We start from the raw sequence: 14078 nt of genomic DNA on the forward strand, positions 1-14078 counted from the left end.
ACATGACGGAAGCGCGTTGCATGATCCGCGATGCGGCGCGCGAGTTCACGATGAAAGAGGTGCTGCCGGTTGCCAACGCGCTGGACGGCCCGGATGCGGAGATCCCGATGTCGCTGCGCGACAAGATGGCCGAGATGGGCTACTTCGGCATCACCATCCCGGAGGAATACGGCGGCCTGGGCCTCGGCATCTTCGAGTATTGCCTGATCTGCGAGCAGCTGTCGCGCGGCTGGATGTCGGTGGCGTCGATCGTGGCCCGTGCGCAGGGCGGCTGGATCATGAAGTCGATGCCGGAGGACATGCGGCGCGAATACCTGCCGCGCGTGGTGCGCGGCGACTTCCTCAATGCCAGCGCGTTGTCCGAGCCGGATACCGGCTCCGACCTGGCGTCGATTTCCTGCCGCGCCGTGCTGGATGGCGATGAATGGGTGCTGACCGGCAACAAGTACTGGTGCACCTTTGCCGACGGCGCCGACTACCTGATCGTGTTCGCGCGCACCTCGGCGCCGCCCTCGCCCGACAAGCGCTGGGAAGGCATTTCCTGCTTCATGATCGAGAAGCAGCGCGGCGGCTTCCCGCCGGGCATGACGGGTTCCCCGATTCCCAAGATCGGGTACTTCGGCTGGAAGACCTTCGAGCTGGCGCTCGACGGCGTGCGCGTGCCCAGGCGCAACCTGATGGGTCCGGAAGGCAAGGCCTTCCTGCTGATGGCCAAGGGGCTGGAAGGCGCCCGCGCGCATACCGCCGCACGTGCGATCGGCCTGGCGCAGGGCGCGCTGGAAGACGCGATCGCCTATTCGCTGGAGCGTCGCCAGTTCGGCATGCCGATCGCCGAGTACCAGGCGATCCGCTTCAAGATTGCGACCATGGCCACCGAGATCGAAGCCGCGCGGCAGTTGCTCTACTTCGTCTGCAACGAGATCGACAGCGGGCGCCGCTGCGACAAGGAGGCGTCGATGGTGAAGTACTTCGCCTCGGAGATGGCCGAGCGCGTGACCTCGCAGGCGCTGCAGATCTTCGGCGGCGCGGGCTACACCACGCTGTTTCCGGTGGAGCGCTACTGGCGCGACGCGCGCCTCACCAAGATCTTCGAAGGCACCTCCGAGATCCAGCAACGCATCATCGCCAACAGCCTGCTTGGCAAGTCCGAGGTCGAGGGCATGATCGCCAGCCGCGCATTCGGCGGGCAGGTCCGACAGTCGCAGGAGGCGGCATGAAACTTTGCGCACTCACCAGCCCCGACGGGTACTTCGAGCACTTCGAGCCCGGCATGCTGATCCGCCATGCGCGCGGCAAGACGGTGACCGAGATGGACAACGTCATGCTGACCAACATGGTCATGAATACCGCCGAAGGGCACTTCAACGAAGACGCCATGCGGCGCGCCGCCGGCGGCATCTTCGCGCAGCGCGTGGTCTTCGGCGGGATCAACCTGTCGATGGTGCTCGGGCTTGCGGCGCAGGACACCGCCGAGCAATGCCTGCAGGAACTGACGCTGGACAAGATCCGCCTGTCGCATCCGGTCTTCCACGGCGACACGCTCTACGCCTTCACCGAAGTGCTGGGCAAGGAGGAGGGCGACCGCGAGGATGCCGGCATCGTCCGCTTTCGCCACTACGGCGTGAACCAGGACGACAAGCTGTGCGTGCAGGCGGAACGCACCGCGCTGATCAAGCGCAAGAGCCACTGGGGCGGGCGATGAGCGCGGATCGCGGCATAGCTGGTGCGCTCGACGGCATGGTGGTGCTCGACCTGACCCAGATGCTGGCGGGCCCCTATTGCTCGATGATGCTCGCCGACCAGGGTGCGCGCGTGATCAAGATCGAGCCGCCGGGGGGCGACCAGACCCGGCGCAACGGCCCGCATCTCGAGGGCGCGTTGCGGATGGAGTCAGGCGGATTTGGCGGCTACTTCGGCTCCATCAATCGCAACAAGGAATCGCTGGTGCTGGACCTGAAGCAGTCCGCCGGGCGCGAGACCCTGCTGCGGCTCGTGCGCGGCGCCGACGTGCTGGTCGAGAACTACCGCGCCGGCGTGATGGAGCGCTTCGGGCTGGGCTATGAACGACTCGTCGAGGAAAACCCGAAGCTGGTGTACGCGGCGCTGCGCGGCTTCGGCGACCCGCGCAGCGGCGAGAGCGCCTACGCCGGCTGGCCCGCCTACGATCCGGTCGCGCAGGCGATGGGCGGCATCATGGGGATTACCGGCCCGCAGCGCGGCGGCGCGCCGACCAAGATCGGCCCGGGCGTCGGCGACATCGTGCCGGCCATGTTCCTGGCCTACGGCATCGCGGCGGCGTGCTGGCATGCCCAGCGCACCGGCCGCGGCCAGTTCGTCGATGTGGCCATGGTCGATGCCGTGCTGGCCGTGTGCGAGCGCATGGTGTTCCAGTACAGCGCCTCGGCGCAGGCGCCGGGACCCGAGGGCAACGGCCATCCGCTGCTGTGCCCGTTCGGGCTCTTTCCGGCCCGTGACGGCTTTATCAGCCTTGGCGTGCCGAACGACCGCTTCTGGCGGCTGCTGGTGGAGCGGATGGGCAATCCGCCATGGGCCGGCGATGCGCGCTTTGCCACCAATGAATCGCGCGTGCGGCATCGGGCCGAGGTGGAGCAGTTGGTTGCCGCCTGGACGGTGCGCCATACCAAGCGCGCGCTTGCGGGGATGCTGGGCGGCGAGGTGCCGTTCGGCCCGGTGTTCGATGCCGCCGACATCTTCGACGATCCGCATTTCCGCATCCGCGGGATGCTGGTCGAAGCCGAGCAGCCCGGCGCAGCGCGCGCGCTGACCATTGCCGGCAGTCCGGTGCGCATGAGCGCCACGCCCGGAGGCGTGCGGCAGCGGGCGCCCATGACCGGCGAGCACACCGACCGCACCCTCGCCGACCTCGGCTTCGATGCCGGCGAGATCGCCGCGCTGCGCGCGGAGGGCGTGGTGCAGTAGGGGCGCGCCGCAATGACTGACAGACAAACACTAGTACAACAAGCAGGAGACAACATCATGCAGGAAAAAACCAGGCGGCTGCGCCGCTGCCAGCTGTCCGTGCCGGGCTCGAGCGAGAAGATGATGGCCAAGGCCGCGGGCATGGGCGTGGACTTCGTCTTCCTTGACCTGGAAGACGCGGTGGCACCCAGCGAAAAACGCCCGGCGCGGCGCAAGATCGTCGACGCCCTCAACGGGCTGGACTGGGGGCGCACCACGCGCTGCGTGCGCATCAACGACCTGACCACCGAGTACGCGTACGAGGACATCATCGAAGTGGTGGAGGGCGCCGGCCGCAACCTCGATGTGATCATGCTGCCCAAGGCCATGTCGGCGGCGGATGTGCAGTTTGTCGACAAGCTGCTGTCGATGATGGAGAAGAAGCTCGGCCTGCGCCACCGCATCGGCATCGACGTGCTGATCGAAGAGGTCGAGGCAATGATGAACGTCGAGGCCATTGCCGCGTCGACGCCGCGGCTGGAATGCCTGATCTTCGGCATGGGCGACTATTCGGCCAGCCAGGGCGTATCCATGCGCGACATTGGCGGCAGCGGCGGCTATCCGGGCGACATCTGGCACTACCAGCGCCAGCGGCTGACGATTGCCGCGCGTGCCCACCGGCTCGACGCCGTCGATGGGCCGTTCGCCGACTTCCGCAGCCCCGACGCGTTCCGCGAGGAAGCGCGCCGCGCCATGATCCTCGGCATGGTCGGCAAGTGGGCCATCCATCCGTCGCAAGTCGAACTCGCCCAGGACGTGTTCTCGCCGGCCGCCGCCGACGTGGCGCGCGCCCGCGACATGATCCGCGCCTATGACGAAGCCCTGTCGCAAGGGCTGGGCGCGGTCCAGTACGAGGGCAAGATGATCGACATCGCCTCGGTCCGCATCGTCAGGAACCTGGTGCAGCGGGCGGACCTGATCGGCATGTAGCGGCATGTAGCGCCGGCCCCCCTGGTGCCCGCGAGCCGTCGCGGGCGCAGGCTTGAAGCTTTCGGGAGAATACCCATGCGTTCCTCTCTTAGTCCGGGCAACGACTTGCCCGTGGATACGATCAACCTTCGCCGGCGTCGTGTGCTGGGCGCAGCGGCGGGGGCTGCGGCGTTGCCCTGGCTGCTGCCGCGCCATGCGCTTGCCGGCGACTGGCCCTCGCGCCCGATCCGGATCATCGCGGCGCAGGCGCCGGGCTCATCCAACGACAGCACCGCGCGTGCGTTCGCGGAGTTCTTCTCCGCCAGGCTGAAGGTGCCGGTGGTGGTGGAAAACAAGCCCGGCGGCATCGGCATGATTGCCGCCGAGGCGGTGGCGCGTGCCAGGCCCGACGGATGCACGCTGCTGTGCACCTTGCACAGCCAGCTGGCGCAGGCGCCGGTGTTGCTGAGGAAGCCGCCCATCGATCCGTCGCGCGACCTCACGCCGGTGGCGTCGATCAGCACCGGCGTCGGCGTGATGGTGGCGACCAAGGGGCTGCCGGCCAACACCTTCAAGGAATTGCTCGCCCTCGCGCAGAAGCGGCCGGTCAGCGTCGGCAACTACGGCATCGGCTCGGGCTGGCAGCTGATGGTGGCGCAGCTGAAGAAGCTGACCGGGGCGCAGCTCGACATCATCAACTACAAGGGCACCGGTGCCATGATCGGCGACCTGCTGGCCGGCCATATCGATATCGGCGCGGGCTCGCTGCTCGGGATGTCGGGCGGGCTGGCCTCCGGCGGGTTGAAGCCGCTGCTGGTGATCTCCGGGCCGCGCACCGCGAAATTGCCCGGGATACCGACGTGGGCGGACGAGGGCATATCCGACCCGATCTTCGGCAACCTGGCCGAGTGCAATATGCTGCTGGGCCCCGCGGGGCTGCCTGCCGACATCGCTAACAGCCTGGCCACGCTGGTGCGGCGGTCGGTCACGGAATCGGAAGCCGTCAGGAATGTGCGGGAGCAGCTTGGCAGCCAGGACACGCCATTGACCGGCGAAGCCCTGCAGCGCTTCATCGCGCGCACCTGGCCGACCTACCAGGCCATGACCAGGACCGTCGGATTGAAAATGGAGTGATCGCGCCGACGGCAGCGCGCCCGGTGCGAAGGGAAGCCGGTGCAGTACTTTCCCCGGCTGTCCCAAATTGCAAAGGTTTTGTCCCGGAAAATCAAACGCATGAGCCAGGATTTCCGAAACTGGTAGCAGCCGTCGCTCTCCTCCCGGGTTGGCGACACTCCTCGGATCCCATTCGTGTTTGAGCCATGTTCGCTATCGCTTGCTGGTTGATCTTCTCCGTTTCAGTCGGGTTCGTGGCCAATGCGCTGGGACGCTCCGGTGTCGCCTGGACGGCATTCTCTCTGATATTGAGCCCGTCCCTTGGCCTGGTATTCGTGGCCATCCTGGACAAGAAACGGACCCGGTCCGGCATTTCACCGCAGGTGGCCTGGCACTGAAGCCCTGGCTGCAGACGACATCGGATGCGGCAGGCCGAGCGCGTTAACGACCTCGGGGCCTCCAGAGGATGCCGGAGCCGTACCTACTTGCTGCCGTCCCGCGCGTCGCCCCCGATTGCGTCAAGGATGATCATGGTCCGGTCGAGCACGCCGCGCTCATCAAAGTAGGCGCTGAAATGCGCTGGCATGTAGGCACCTGCATAGAGCCGGTAGGACCAGGCTTCACGCTTCATCAGCGGGTAGAACTGGATGGGCTCGCGCGGACGGCCAAAGCGCTCGGCAATATCCTGCTTGGTCCACACTCCGGGGCGCGCCTCGTAAATCTCTTTCTCGGTCAGCATCTGCCGAAACCTTGTCAGCTTGCCGTTTGCGTCGAAGTCTGCCGCGTACACCTCGAATCCGAGCGGCTGCTTCGAATAGATCCACCGGGTGGTGCCGTCAGCGAGCTGGTAGGTTTCCGTGGGCGCCCCGAACGTATCGCGCACCGCACTCTGCGGGCCGCCGAGCATCCCCTCTGCGGTTTCGAGGGGCCGCAGGGTAGCGCAGGCGCCCAGCACAAGGGTCGCCAGCGTAGCGGTCAGGCAGGCGCACAGGCGATAACGCATGATCGTTCTCCAGTCGGTTTTGCAGCTCCGCGCCAGTTCAGCATAGCGCAGGCAGAGTCCAATCGGATGCGCATTCATCGGGGCCTTCCGAGGCAGAAGTTTTTCTTATCTCATCGTCCGAAAAGATTCAGTACGGCTGCGATCACGGCCGACGTTAGAGTCTGGAGCGGCGGTGATCCAGTCATTCGACCCAGTGCCGGCCTGGAGCGAGGCGACACCGTGACATGCTGCATGCGGCTTGCCGGCCGTCGACTGATGCTGCCAACGGCATTTTCAGATTCCTGGCCTAACTGCGGAGCTGAGTCATGTCTATTCTCTTGCTTGGAAACCTCGACCCCAAGACAACCGACGAGGAAATTGGCGCTTTCCTGGTGAAGTATGGCCTTCCGGAATACAACGGCATCGAGCACATGGAAGGCGACGGTACCAGGCCTGCCGTGCGGCTGACCTTCGATACGCTTGACGACGACAGCCTGGACAAGCTGCGCGAGCGTATCCATGGCATGTTCTGGAAAAGCCACAAGATCACGGCCGTCGTGATGAGGGAGCGCTTCAACTGAGGCGAGGGGCGGCAGTCCCCAATAGGCGTAGTGCAAATCTGATCAGAGGGAAAGAGCATGAAACGGACAACACTACTGGCTGCGGCGCTGATGGCAGCGGCGACCGCTTCTGCATGGGCCCAACCCGAAACCCGCGTGGATGTCACGCAGTCACCCGGACAGGCGACTGCGACCGGCACGGCGAAGCTCACCGCCAGGATCGTCAAGATCGACGCGCCGACGCGAACGGTCTCGCTGAAATCCGCCGACGGCAGGACCACGGATCTCGTCGTGGGGCCGGAGGCGAGGAACTTCGAACAGCTCAAAGTCGGCGATACCGTCACGATCGAGTACAAGGAAGCCCTGACCATGAGCCTCAAGAAGGGGAAGGGCCCGCTTGCCATGAATGAGCGCGAGATCTCGGACCGTGCTGCGCCCGGAGCCAGGCCAGGCGGCACGGTCGGGCGGGAGGTTACCGTCACAGCGGACGTTGTCGCTGTCAACACCAGCGCCAGGACCGTCACCCTGAAAGGTCCGAAAGGACGCACCGTGGACCTTGTCGTGGAGGATCCGGAACGTCTTAAGGAAATCAAAAAGGGTGACCGGGTCGAAGCGGTCTATACCGAGGCCGTTGCTGTGTCCGTCCAGCCGGCCGCTGGCAAGTAGCAGCACCGGATCATCACAGGACAGGCAAGCCCGCCAACCACGCGGGCCCTTCCTCGGGGCCGCGGTGGCTACCCTGTCAAAGAATGTCTAGCGGAGAACGGCATGGATGCAGCAAAGCAACTGGTTCACGCGCGTGAAGTTGGCCTCAAGACTGGCATGGTGCTGCAAAAGCGCCTGAAAAATGCGCAGGAGGCCTACAGTGGCCGCGTGCAGCAAGCCGTGGGAGACCCGGGCACCGGTCCGTCCGGGCTGATGGCCGGCATGGACCCGATGAGCGGCTATGCCTATGCCATCGACAGCATGCAGCGTGCCATCCTGTTCTGGGACACGCTCAGGCAACGGGGCAACAACTTTGTCGAGAACACCATGCAGGGGCTCAAGCCGGTCCTGCATTTCGGCTACGAGACGGTTCTGGACGGGCGCCAGTTCGAACGGCCCGTCAACTATGCGCTGCTGAAGATCACGCCCCCCGATGGCGTGACGATCGATGACAGCCGCCGTCCCTACGTCATCATCGATCCGCGCGCGGGCCATGGCCCCGGCATCGGCGGTTTCAAGGACGACTCGCAGGTGGGCGTGGCCATGCGTGCCGGCCATCCTGTGTACTTCGTCATCTTCTTTCGCGATCCCGAGCCGGGACAGACCCTGCTGGACGTATGCGAGGCCGAGCAGCAGTTCATCAAGAAGGTGCGTTCGCTGCATCCGCACAGCGCCAAGCCGGCCATCATCGGCAATTGCCAGGGCGGCTGGGCGGCGATGATGCTCGGCGCCTCGGACCCGGATGACACCGGGCCGATCGTGATCAACGGCGCGCCGATGTCGTACTGGAGCGGTGCCTGGAGCGAGGGCGAAGGCGATAACCCGATGCGCTATTCCGGCGGGCTGCTGGGTGGGACCTGGCTCGCTTCGTACACGGCGGATCTCGGCAACGGCAAGTTCGACGGCGCCTGGCTGGTCCAGAATTTCGAGAACCTGAATCCGGCCAACAGTCTCTGGGACAAGTATTACAACCTGTACAAAAAGGCCGATACCGAGCCGCCGCGCTTTCTGGAGTTCGAGCGCTGGTGGGGCGGCTACTACCTGATGAACCGCGAGGAGATCGAATGGATCACGCGCAACCTGTTCGTTGGCAACAAGCTCTGGAGCGGAGACGTCAAGGCGGCCAGCGGCAAGGCGTTCGATCTGCGCGAGATCCGCGCGCCCATTGTCCTGTTTGCCTCGATGGGCGACAACATCACCCCGCCACAGCAGGCATTCAACTGGGTCGTGGATATCTACGGCAGTACCGAGGAGATCAAGGCTCGCGGCCAGGTGATCGTCGGCATGATGCACCGGAACGTCGGCCATCTCGGCATCTTTGTCTCCGGCAAGGTCGCGCAGAAGGAGCATGCGCAGATCGTCTCGGTGCTCAAGAGCATCGAACTGCTGCCGCCGGGGCTCTATGGCATGGTCATCCATGAGCGCAAGGGCAGCGCCGGCGTGGAGTATGAGGTCGAGTTCGAGGAGCACTCGCTCGAGGAGATCGCCAGCAGGCTTAACCGCTTCGAGCGCGCCGATGAGAAGCCGTTCGAGACGGTCGCCAGCCTGTCGGACTTCACGCAGCGCGCCTACGAACTGTTTGCGCAGCCTTACGTCCAGGCGGTGTCCAATGAGTTGACAGCACGGGTGCTGCGCGAATTCCATCCGCTGCGCGTGCAGAACTGGCTGTTCTCGGACCTGAATCCGTGGATGGCATGGTTGAGGCCTGCCGCCGACGCGGTCCGGGCCAACCGGCAAGCGCTGGAACGGGAGCATCCGCTGCGCCAGCAGGAGCAGGCAGGCGCGGAAATGCTCAGCGCCGGACTGGATGCATACCGTGCCGTGCGCGACGCGATGACCGAGTACAGCTTTTTCAATGTGTACGCCAACCTGTTTCCGTTCATGCCAAGGAGCGAGGCTCCTGCCCGCACGGGTACGCCTGCGGCGACCGCCCCGCAGGACCTGCCGGAAGTCAAGGCGGCGCTGGCCGCGGCCGGCGAGGGCGGATACGCCGAGGCCGTTGCCCGGCTGGCATGCCTGCTGAGCCGCAAGGGCGAGCCCCTGCCGCTGTCCCGGCTGGAGCTGCGCAAGGAATTGGTCACGGACTATGCGGATCTGCTGCCGGAACTGGAGCCGCACGCCTGGCGCAAGATCCGCGGCCAGCAGGAACTGATCACGCGGTACGCGCCCGAGCAGGCACTTGCCACGCTGCCGGCCTTGCTCAGGCATCAGGCCGACCGCCAGCGGCTGCAGGCACTGGCGGAGAAGCTGCAAGCCGATGAGCGCCTGCTTGGCGCGACGCCCACCGCCGAGCAGGCGGCAATGCTGGAGCGGATCCGCACGGTGCTGGGTGCCAAGCCTGAACGCGTGCGCGGTGCGGCCGTACCGCTCAGCCGCGCTTCCTAGCGAGTGGGCAGCGGACGGTTAGCGGACAGTTAGCGGACAGTTAGCGGACGGTTAGCGGGCGCATGCATCGCAGCCGACCGACATCGACGATTCTGACGCAGGAGTAACCCGTGAACGTCAAGCATGAGAAGTACCAGCGTCTGATTGATTACTGCAAGACCATGCCGCCTACGCCAACCGCGGTGGCGCACCCGTGCGACCAGTCCTCGCTGGAAGGGGCGGTAGAGGCCGCCCGGCTGGGCCTGATCGCCCCGATCCTGGTGGGGCCTCGTTCGCGCATCGAGGGCGCCGCGCGGGCCGCCGGCCTTGACATCCGCGAGTACCCGATCGTCGACGCCGAGCATAGCCATGCGGCGGCGGCCGCAGCCGTGCAACTGGTGCGCGAAAGCAAGGCCGAGGCGCTGATGAAGGGCAGCCTGCACACCGACGAACTGATGGGAGCCGTGGTCAAGGGCGATAGCGGCCTGCGTACCGCCCGGCGCATCAGCCACTGCTTCGTGATGGATGTGCCCGGGCACGAGGAGGCCTTGATCATCACCGACGCCGCCGTCAACATAGCGCCGACGCTGGCCGAGAAGGCCGACATCCTGCAGAACGCGATCGACCTGGCCCATGCCTTGCGGGTCAAGGAGGTGCGCGTGGCGATTCTTTCGGCAATGGAGACGGTCAACCCCAAGGTGCCATCCACGCTCGATGCTGCCGCGTTGTGCAAGATGGTCGATCGCCACCAGATCACGGGTGCGGTCGTCGACGGGCCGCTTGCCCTGGACAATGCCATCAACCTGGATGCGGCACGGATCAAGAAGATCGATTCACCGGTGGCCGGGCGCGCCAATGTCCTGCTGGTGCCGGATCTGGACGCCGGCAACATGCTGGCCAAGAGCCTGACTTTCCTGGCCGGCGCCGATGCCGCGGGCATCGTGCTGGGCGCGCGGGTCCCGATCATCCTGACCAGCCGCGCCGACTCCGTCACGACCCGGCTGGCGTCCTGCGCGGTGGCGGCGCTGGTGGCCCGGGCCCGCCGGGATTCCGGCCAGGTTGCGGGGTGATGCCATGGCCGAACTGATCCTGGTCCTGAATGCGGGTTCGTCGAGCCTCAAGTACTGTGCCTATGACACCCATGACGACGCGCTGAAGCTCGTCCTGCGCGGCAGCCTCGAAGGGCTCTACACGGCGCCAGCCTTTCGCGCCACCGACGCCGACGGCGCCGAGATCGAATCCAGGCGATGGGACGCCGGCACCGAGCTCGGACACGAGGGGGCCATCGCCTTCCTGGCGGACTTCCTGCGTGGCCACGGGAAGGGGCATACCTTGAGCGCGGTGGGGCACCGGGTGGTGCATGGCGGGGTACGCTTCACCCAACCGGCAAGGGTAACCGATGCACTGCTGGCGGAGCTGGACACGCTTTGCCCGCTCGCGCCCTTGCACCAGCCCCACAACCTGAAGCCGATCCGCATCCTCGCCGCGCAGCGTCCGGAGCTTCCGCAGGTCGCCTGTTTCGATACCGCCTTCCACCGGGCGCAGCCGGAAGTGGCACAGGCATTCGCCTTGCCGGCTGACATTACCGCGCGAGGCGTCAGGCGCTACGGCTTCCACGGATTGTCCTACGAGTACATCGCCAGTGTCCTCCCGAGCGTTGATGCGGTCGCAGCCGGGGGCCGCACGGTTGTGGCACACCTCGGCAACGGCAGCAGCATGTGTGCGCTGGTGGCAGGGCGCAGCGTGGCCAGCACCATGGGCTTTACCGCGGTGGACGGCCTGCCGATGGGAACCCGGTGCGGCAGCCTGGATCCGGGCGTGATCCTGTACCTGATCAGCGAGCTCGGCATGGATGCCCATGCCATCGAGGACCTGATCTACCGCAAATCCGGGCTGCTTGGCGTCTCCGGCTTGTCGAGCGATATGCGCGCGCTGCTCGCCAGCGACGATGCGCAGGCTCGCTTTGCCGTCGAGTTGTACACGTACCGTATCGCCCGCGAGCTTGGCTCGCTGGCCGCTGCCGCGCAGGGGCTGGACGCGCTGGTTTTCACCGCAGGCGTTGGCGAGCATGCCGCGCCGATCCGGGAGCGCGTATGCCAGCTCGCAGCGTGGCTCGGCGTGAGCGTCGATGCAGCGGCGAACGCCGGCGACGGGCCGCGCATCAGCGCGGCTTCGGGCAAGGTCCCCGTCTGGGTCATCCCCACCAACGAGGAACTGATGATTGCCCGGCATACCAGGGAGGTCCTCGCAGCGCCCACGCAATGACCGCCGTCATGGCCGATCAAGGATCGGCATGGTCGCCGGCGGCTCACTGGCAATGATGAATCCGGAGAGAGTGACATGACTGCAGCGCAGCAACATCCGATCCTCGCCAACGCCCGCGCACTCGTCTGCGGGATTGCGAACGAGCATTCCATTGCTTATGGGTGCGCCAAGGCCTTCAGCGAACTGGGAGCGGAGGTTGCGATTACCTATGCCAGCGAAAAGGCGCGCCAGTTTGTCGAGCCGGTGGCGCAGGAGCTTGACGCTTCCATCTTCCTTCCCCTGGATGTCACGAGCGAGGCGGAAATGGACGCGTTGTTTGCGCGAATCCGGGAGCAGTGGGGAAAGCTGGATATTCTGGTGCATTCGGTCGCCTGGGCGCCGAAAGACGATCTGCAGGGCGGCCTGCTCAATTGTTCGGCCGAAGGCTTTGCCAGGGCCATGGATGTGTCCTGCCACTCCTTCGTGCGCATGGCCCGGCTGGCAGCGCCGCTGATGGCTGACGGTGGCACCATGTTTACCATGAGCTACCACGGCGCCAACAAGGTCGTGCCGAACTACAACGTCATGGGCCCGGTGAAGGCCGCGCTGGAAGCCGTGTCACGCTATCTCGCGTACGAACTGGGCCCACGCGGCATCCGCGTGCATGCAATCTCGCCTGGGCCGTTGCAGACGCGCGCTGCGTCCGGGCTAAAGAGCTTCGACCTGATGCTTGCCGACGCTGTGGAACGCGCGCCACTGGGCGAGTTGGTCGACATCATGGATGTGGGCTACACCTGCGCTTTCCTGGCCACGCCGTACGCCCGACGGCTGTCGGGCGAAACGCTGTATGTGGATGGCGGGGTCAATATCATGGCGTGAGACGTCAGCCGCGAGACCGCTCGGGCATCAAATACTCAGAAGCCGTGTTTCACGCGCGGCCGCCATTGAGGGGGTGAATGGCTACCACATCATGACCGGCGCCTTGCCAGCCTTGACAGAAAAAGGGACGGGAGGAACTGAGCCGTTCCTCCCGTCCCATCGTCCCATGAGTACTATCCGCTGATTGCTGCAGTGCGTTTCAATTCCAGATCGGATCTTCCTTTTGCATCTGATCCTTGGTTTTCTTCATCCAGTACGCACCGATCTGGCGCTCCGTGACGTTGCCCTGTTTCTTGACGTCGATCTTGTCGAAGTTCTGGTAGACCTGCGGCATTCCCGCCTGCGCTTCGTCACGGCTCAGCTTACCGTCATGATTGGCGTCGGCCGCCTTGAATCGCTCGGCAATCAGAGCCTTGGCCTGCGCCGTGGTCGGCGGGGCCTTGGGCACCTCGGCTGACGCCGCTCCCTGTGGTGCCGAGGCGGTCTGGGCGGCCGCGCCAATGGAAATCAGTGCCATCAGGACTGCACAACCAACTGCGGGCAATTTGCGTGCGGTCATATCGCTCTCCTCAAGACATTATGTGTGCCTGGACTTCTGGCGTAGGAAACGTTTCTATTCGAACTTCTGTGAGCCTTGGCTCACTCAGCATTCTAGGCGCTCGCAGCCGAAATCGCGTATCAAATCGCGCCAGAAGTTCTAATATCAGAGGCTGCGGAATCGATTCAATAAATTCGCCTTCTTCTTTGTGACACTGCCATGCAAGACAAGTCTGAAGGGACAAACTTCGCGCCATTCAACATGCCCCTCGGCGATGGCCGGGAAGTGCTGGTGCGGGAGATTACCGAAGACGACAAGGCCGGCTTGTTGGCGGCATTCAACAGGCTTTCGGCAGATGCACGGTACACCAGGTTTATGGCTGCCATGCGAGAGCTTCCGGAAGCAATGCTCGAACACGCGACGCATCCCGCGGTTGAGCGAGAGTTTGCATTGGTAGCGCTGGACACGGGAAACGAGGGGCCATCTATTGTGGGTGGCGCGCGCTACGCCGCGGCGCCGGGCAGCGATACCTGCGAGTTTGCCGTGACCGTCGCCGACGACTGGCACAGGCTTGGCCTGGCCAGCAAACTGCTGGGGACACTGATCGACATCGCGCGGCGCCGCGGCTTTCGACACATGGAAGGCTACGTCTTGTCGTCGAATACCGGCATGCGGCGGCTGGCTAAACGTCTTGGATTTGCCGATGTGCCGTGTCCGGACGATGCCACGCTGCGCGTGGTGACCCTTGCGCTTCAAGAGGGTGTACGTGGATGCGATGTGTAAGCAGCCTGCGGAACCTGGTCAG

14 protein-coding genes are annotated in these 14078 nt (G+C 65.1%); 12 read left to right on the top strand and 2 right to left on the bottom strand.

Annotated features, from left to right (window positions below):
* Positions 1-2 precede the first annotated feature (2 nt).
* From JTE92_RS04320 to JTE92_RS04340, 5 genes are all read left to right on the top strand, one after another.
* Positions 3-1217: an acyl-CoA dehydrogenase family protein gene (locus JTE92_RS04320; protein ID WP_232353459.1), complete on the top strand. Its 1215-nt coding sequence runs from the start codon at positions 3-5 to the stop codon at positions 1215-1217.
* Positions 1214-1702, top strand: a complete 489-nt coding sequence (locus JTE92_RS04325) for a MaoC family dehydratase (RefSeq protein WP_063240800.1) — start codon at positions 1214-1216, stop codon at positions 1700-1702. The genes JTE92_RS04320 and JTE92_RS04325 overlap by 4 nt, the downstream gene beginning before the upstream one ends.
* A complete protein-coding gene (locus JTE92_RS04330; RefSeq protein WP_063240801.1) occupies positions 1699-2940 on the top strand; it encodes a CaiB/BaiF CoA transferase family protein in 1242 nt (413 codons plus the stop codon). Before JTE92_RS04325 ends, JTE92_RS04330 begins: the two co-directional genes overlap by 4 nt.
* 57 nt (positions 2941-2997) lie before the next feature.
* A complete protein-coding gene (locus JTE92_RS04335; protein WP_063240802.1) occupies positions 2998-3909 on the top strand; it encodes an HpcH/HpaI aldolase/citrate lyase family protein in 912 nt (303 codons plus the stop codon).
* A 75-nt stretch (positions 3910-3984) separates the two neighbouring features.
* Positions 3985-5022: a Bug family tripartite tricarboxylate transporter substrate binding protein gene (locus JTE92_RS04340; protein ID WP_063240803.1), complete on the top strand. Its 1038-nt coding sequence runs from the start codon at positions 3985-3987 to the stop codon at positions 5020-5022.
* A 460-nt stretch (positions 5023-5482) separates the two neighbouring features.
* Here the strand turns inward: JTE92_RS04340 and JTE92_RS04345 are convergent, their stop codons facing one another.
* Positions 5483-6004 (bottom strand): hypothetical protein, encoded by a 522-nt coding sequence (locus JTE92_RS04345; protein ID WP_063240843.1) that lies wholly within the window; start codon positions 6002-6004, stop codon positions 5483-5485.
* Positions 6005-6309: 305 nt separating this feature from the next.
* On the opposite strand from JTE92_RS04345, the gene JTE92_RS04350 reads away from it, so the two are divergent.
* The 6 genes from JTE92_RS04350 to fabI all read left to right on the top strand — a co-directional run bounded on the left by JTE92_RS04350 (position 6310) and on the right by fabI (position 12735).
* Positions 6310-6564 (top strand): RNA-binding protein, encoded by a 255-nt coding sequence (locus JTE92_RS04350; protein ID WP_063240805.1) that lies wholly within the window; start codon positions 6310-6312, stop codon positions 6562-6564.
* 57 nt (positions 6565-6621) lie between these two features.
* Positions 6622-7209, top strand: coding sequence for a hypothetical protein (locus tag JTE92_RS04355; protein ID WP_063240806.1), 588 nt, complete (start codon positions 6622-6624; stop codon positions 7207-7209).
* A 102-nt stretch (positions 7210-7311) separates the two neighbouring features.
* On the top strand, positions 7312-9633 hold the full coding sequence (locus JTE92_RS04360) for a DUF3141 domain-containing protein (RefSeq protein ID WP_063240807.1): 2322 nt from the start codon (positions 7312-7314) through the stop codon (positions 9631-9633).
* Between the two features lie 110 nt (positions 9634-9743).
* Entirely contained in the window at positions 9744-10682 is a 939-nt protein-coding gene (locus tag JTE92_RS04365; protein ID WP_084254752.1) for a phosphate acetyltransferase, read from the top strand.
* Between the two features lie 4 nt (positions 10683-10686).
* The gene (locus tag JTE92_RS04370; RefSeq protein WP_063240808.1) at positions 10687-11877 is read left to right on the top strand and encodes an acetate/propionate family kinase; all 1191 of its coding nucleotides are present in this window, start codon (positions 10687-10689) and stop codon (positions 11875-11877) included.
* Between the two features lie 75 nt (positions 11878-11952).
* Positions 11953-12735 carry an enoyl-ACP reductase FabI gene (gene fabI / locus JTE92_RS04375; RefSeq protein ID WP_063240809.1) on the top strand — a complete coding sequence of 261 codons (783 nt, stop codon included), beginning with the start codon at positions 11953-11955 and terminating at the stop codon, positions 12733-12735.
* Positions 12736-12934: 199 nt separating this feature from the next.
* Here fabI and JTE92_RS04380 read toward each other — a convergent pair whose 3' ends face one another.
* Positions 12935-13294, bottom strand: coding sequence for a CREC-EF hand family protein (locus JTE92_RS04380; protein WP_063240810.1), 360 nt, complete (start codon positions 13292-13294; stop codon positions 12935-12937).
* Between the two features lie 198 nt (positions 13295-13492).
* Between JTE92_RS04380 and JTE92_RS04385 the strand changes: the two genes are divergently transcribed.
* Positions 13493-14056 carry a GNAT family N-acetyltransferase gene (locus tag JTE92_RS04385; protein ID WP_063240811.1) on the top strand — a complete coding sequence of 188 codons (564 nt, stop codon included), beginning with the start codon at positions 13493-13495 and terminating at the stop codon, positions 14054-14056.
* Positions 14057-14078: the final 22 nt, after the last annotated feature.

Source organism: Cupriavidus oxalaticus (assembly GCF_016894385.1).
GTDB lineage: Bacteria > Pseudomonadota > Gammaproteobacteria > Burkholderiales > Burkholderiaceae > Cupriavidus > Cupriavidus oxalaticus.

Coding starts and splice junctions, on each gene's coding strand:
- JTE92_RS04320 (WP_232353459.1), top strand. CDS start 3: ATGACGGAAGCGCGTTGCATGATCCGCGATGCGGCGCGCGAGTTCACG.
- JTE92_RS04325 (WP_063240800.1), top strand. CDS start 1,214: ATGAAACTTTGCGCACTCACCAGCCCCGACGGGTACTTCGAGCACTTC.
- JTE92_RS04330 (WP_063240801.1), top strand. CDS start 1,699: ATGAGCGCGGATCGCGGCATAGCTGGTGCGCTCGACGGCATGGTGGTG.
- JTE92_RS04335 (WP_063240802.1), top strand. CDS start 2,998: ATGCAGGAAAAAACCAGGCGGCTGCGCCGCTGCCAGCTGTCCGTGCCG.
- JTE92_RS04340 (WP_063240803.1), top strand. CDS start 3,985: ATGCGTTCCTCTCTTAGTCCGGGCAACGACTTGCCCGTGGATACGATC.
- JTE92_RS04345 (WP_063240843.1), bottom strand. CDS start 6,004: ATGCGTTATCGCCTGTGCGCCTGCCTGACCGCTACGCTGGCGACCCTT.
- JTE92_RS04350 (WP_063240805.1), top strand. CDS start 6,310: ATGTCTATTCTCTTGCTTGGAAACCTCGACCCCAAGACAACCGACGAG.
- JTE92_RS04355 (WP_063240806.1), top strand. CDS start 6,622: ATGAAACGGACAACACTACTGGCTGCGGCGCTGATGGCAGCGGCGACC.
- JTE92_RS04360 (WP_063240807.1), top strand. CDS start 7,312: ATGGATGCAGCAAAGCAACTGGTTCACGCGCGTGAAGTTGGCCTCAAG.
- JTE92_RS04370 (WP_063240808.1), top strand. CDS start 10,687: ATGGCCGAACTGATCCTGGTCCTGAATGCGGGTTCGTCGAGCCTCAAG.
- fabI (WP_063240809.1), top strand. CDS start 11,953: ATGACTGCAGCGCAGCAACATCCGATCCTCGCCAACGCCCGCGCACTC.
- JTE92_RS04380 (WP_063240810.1), bottom strand. CDS start 13,294: ATGACCGCACGCAAATTGCCCGCAGTTGGTTGTGCAGTCCTGATGGCA.
- JTE92_RS04385 (WP_063240811.1), top strand. CDS start 13,493: ATGCAAGACAAGTCTGAAGGGACAAACTTCGCGCCATTCAACATGCCC.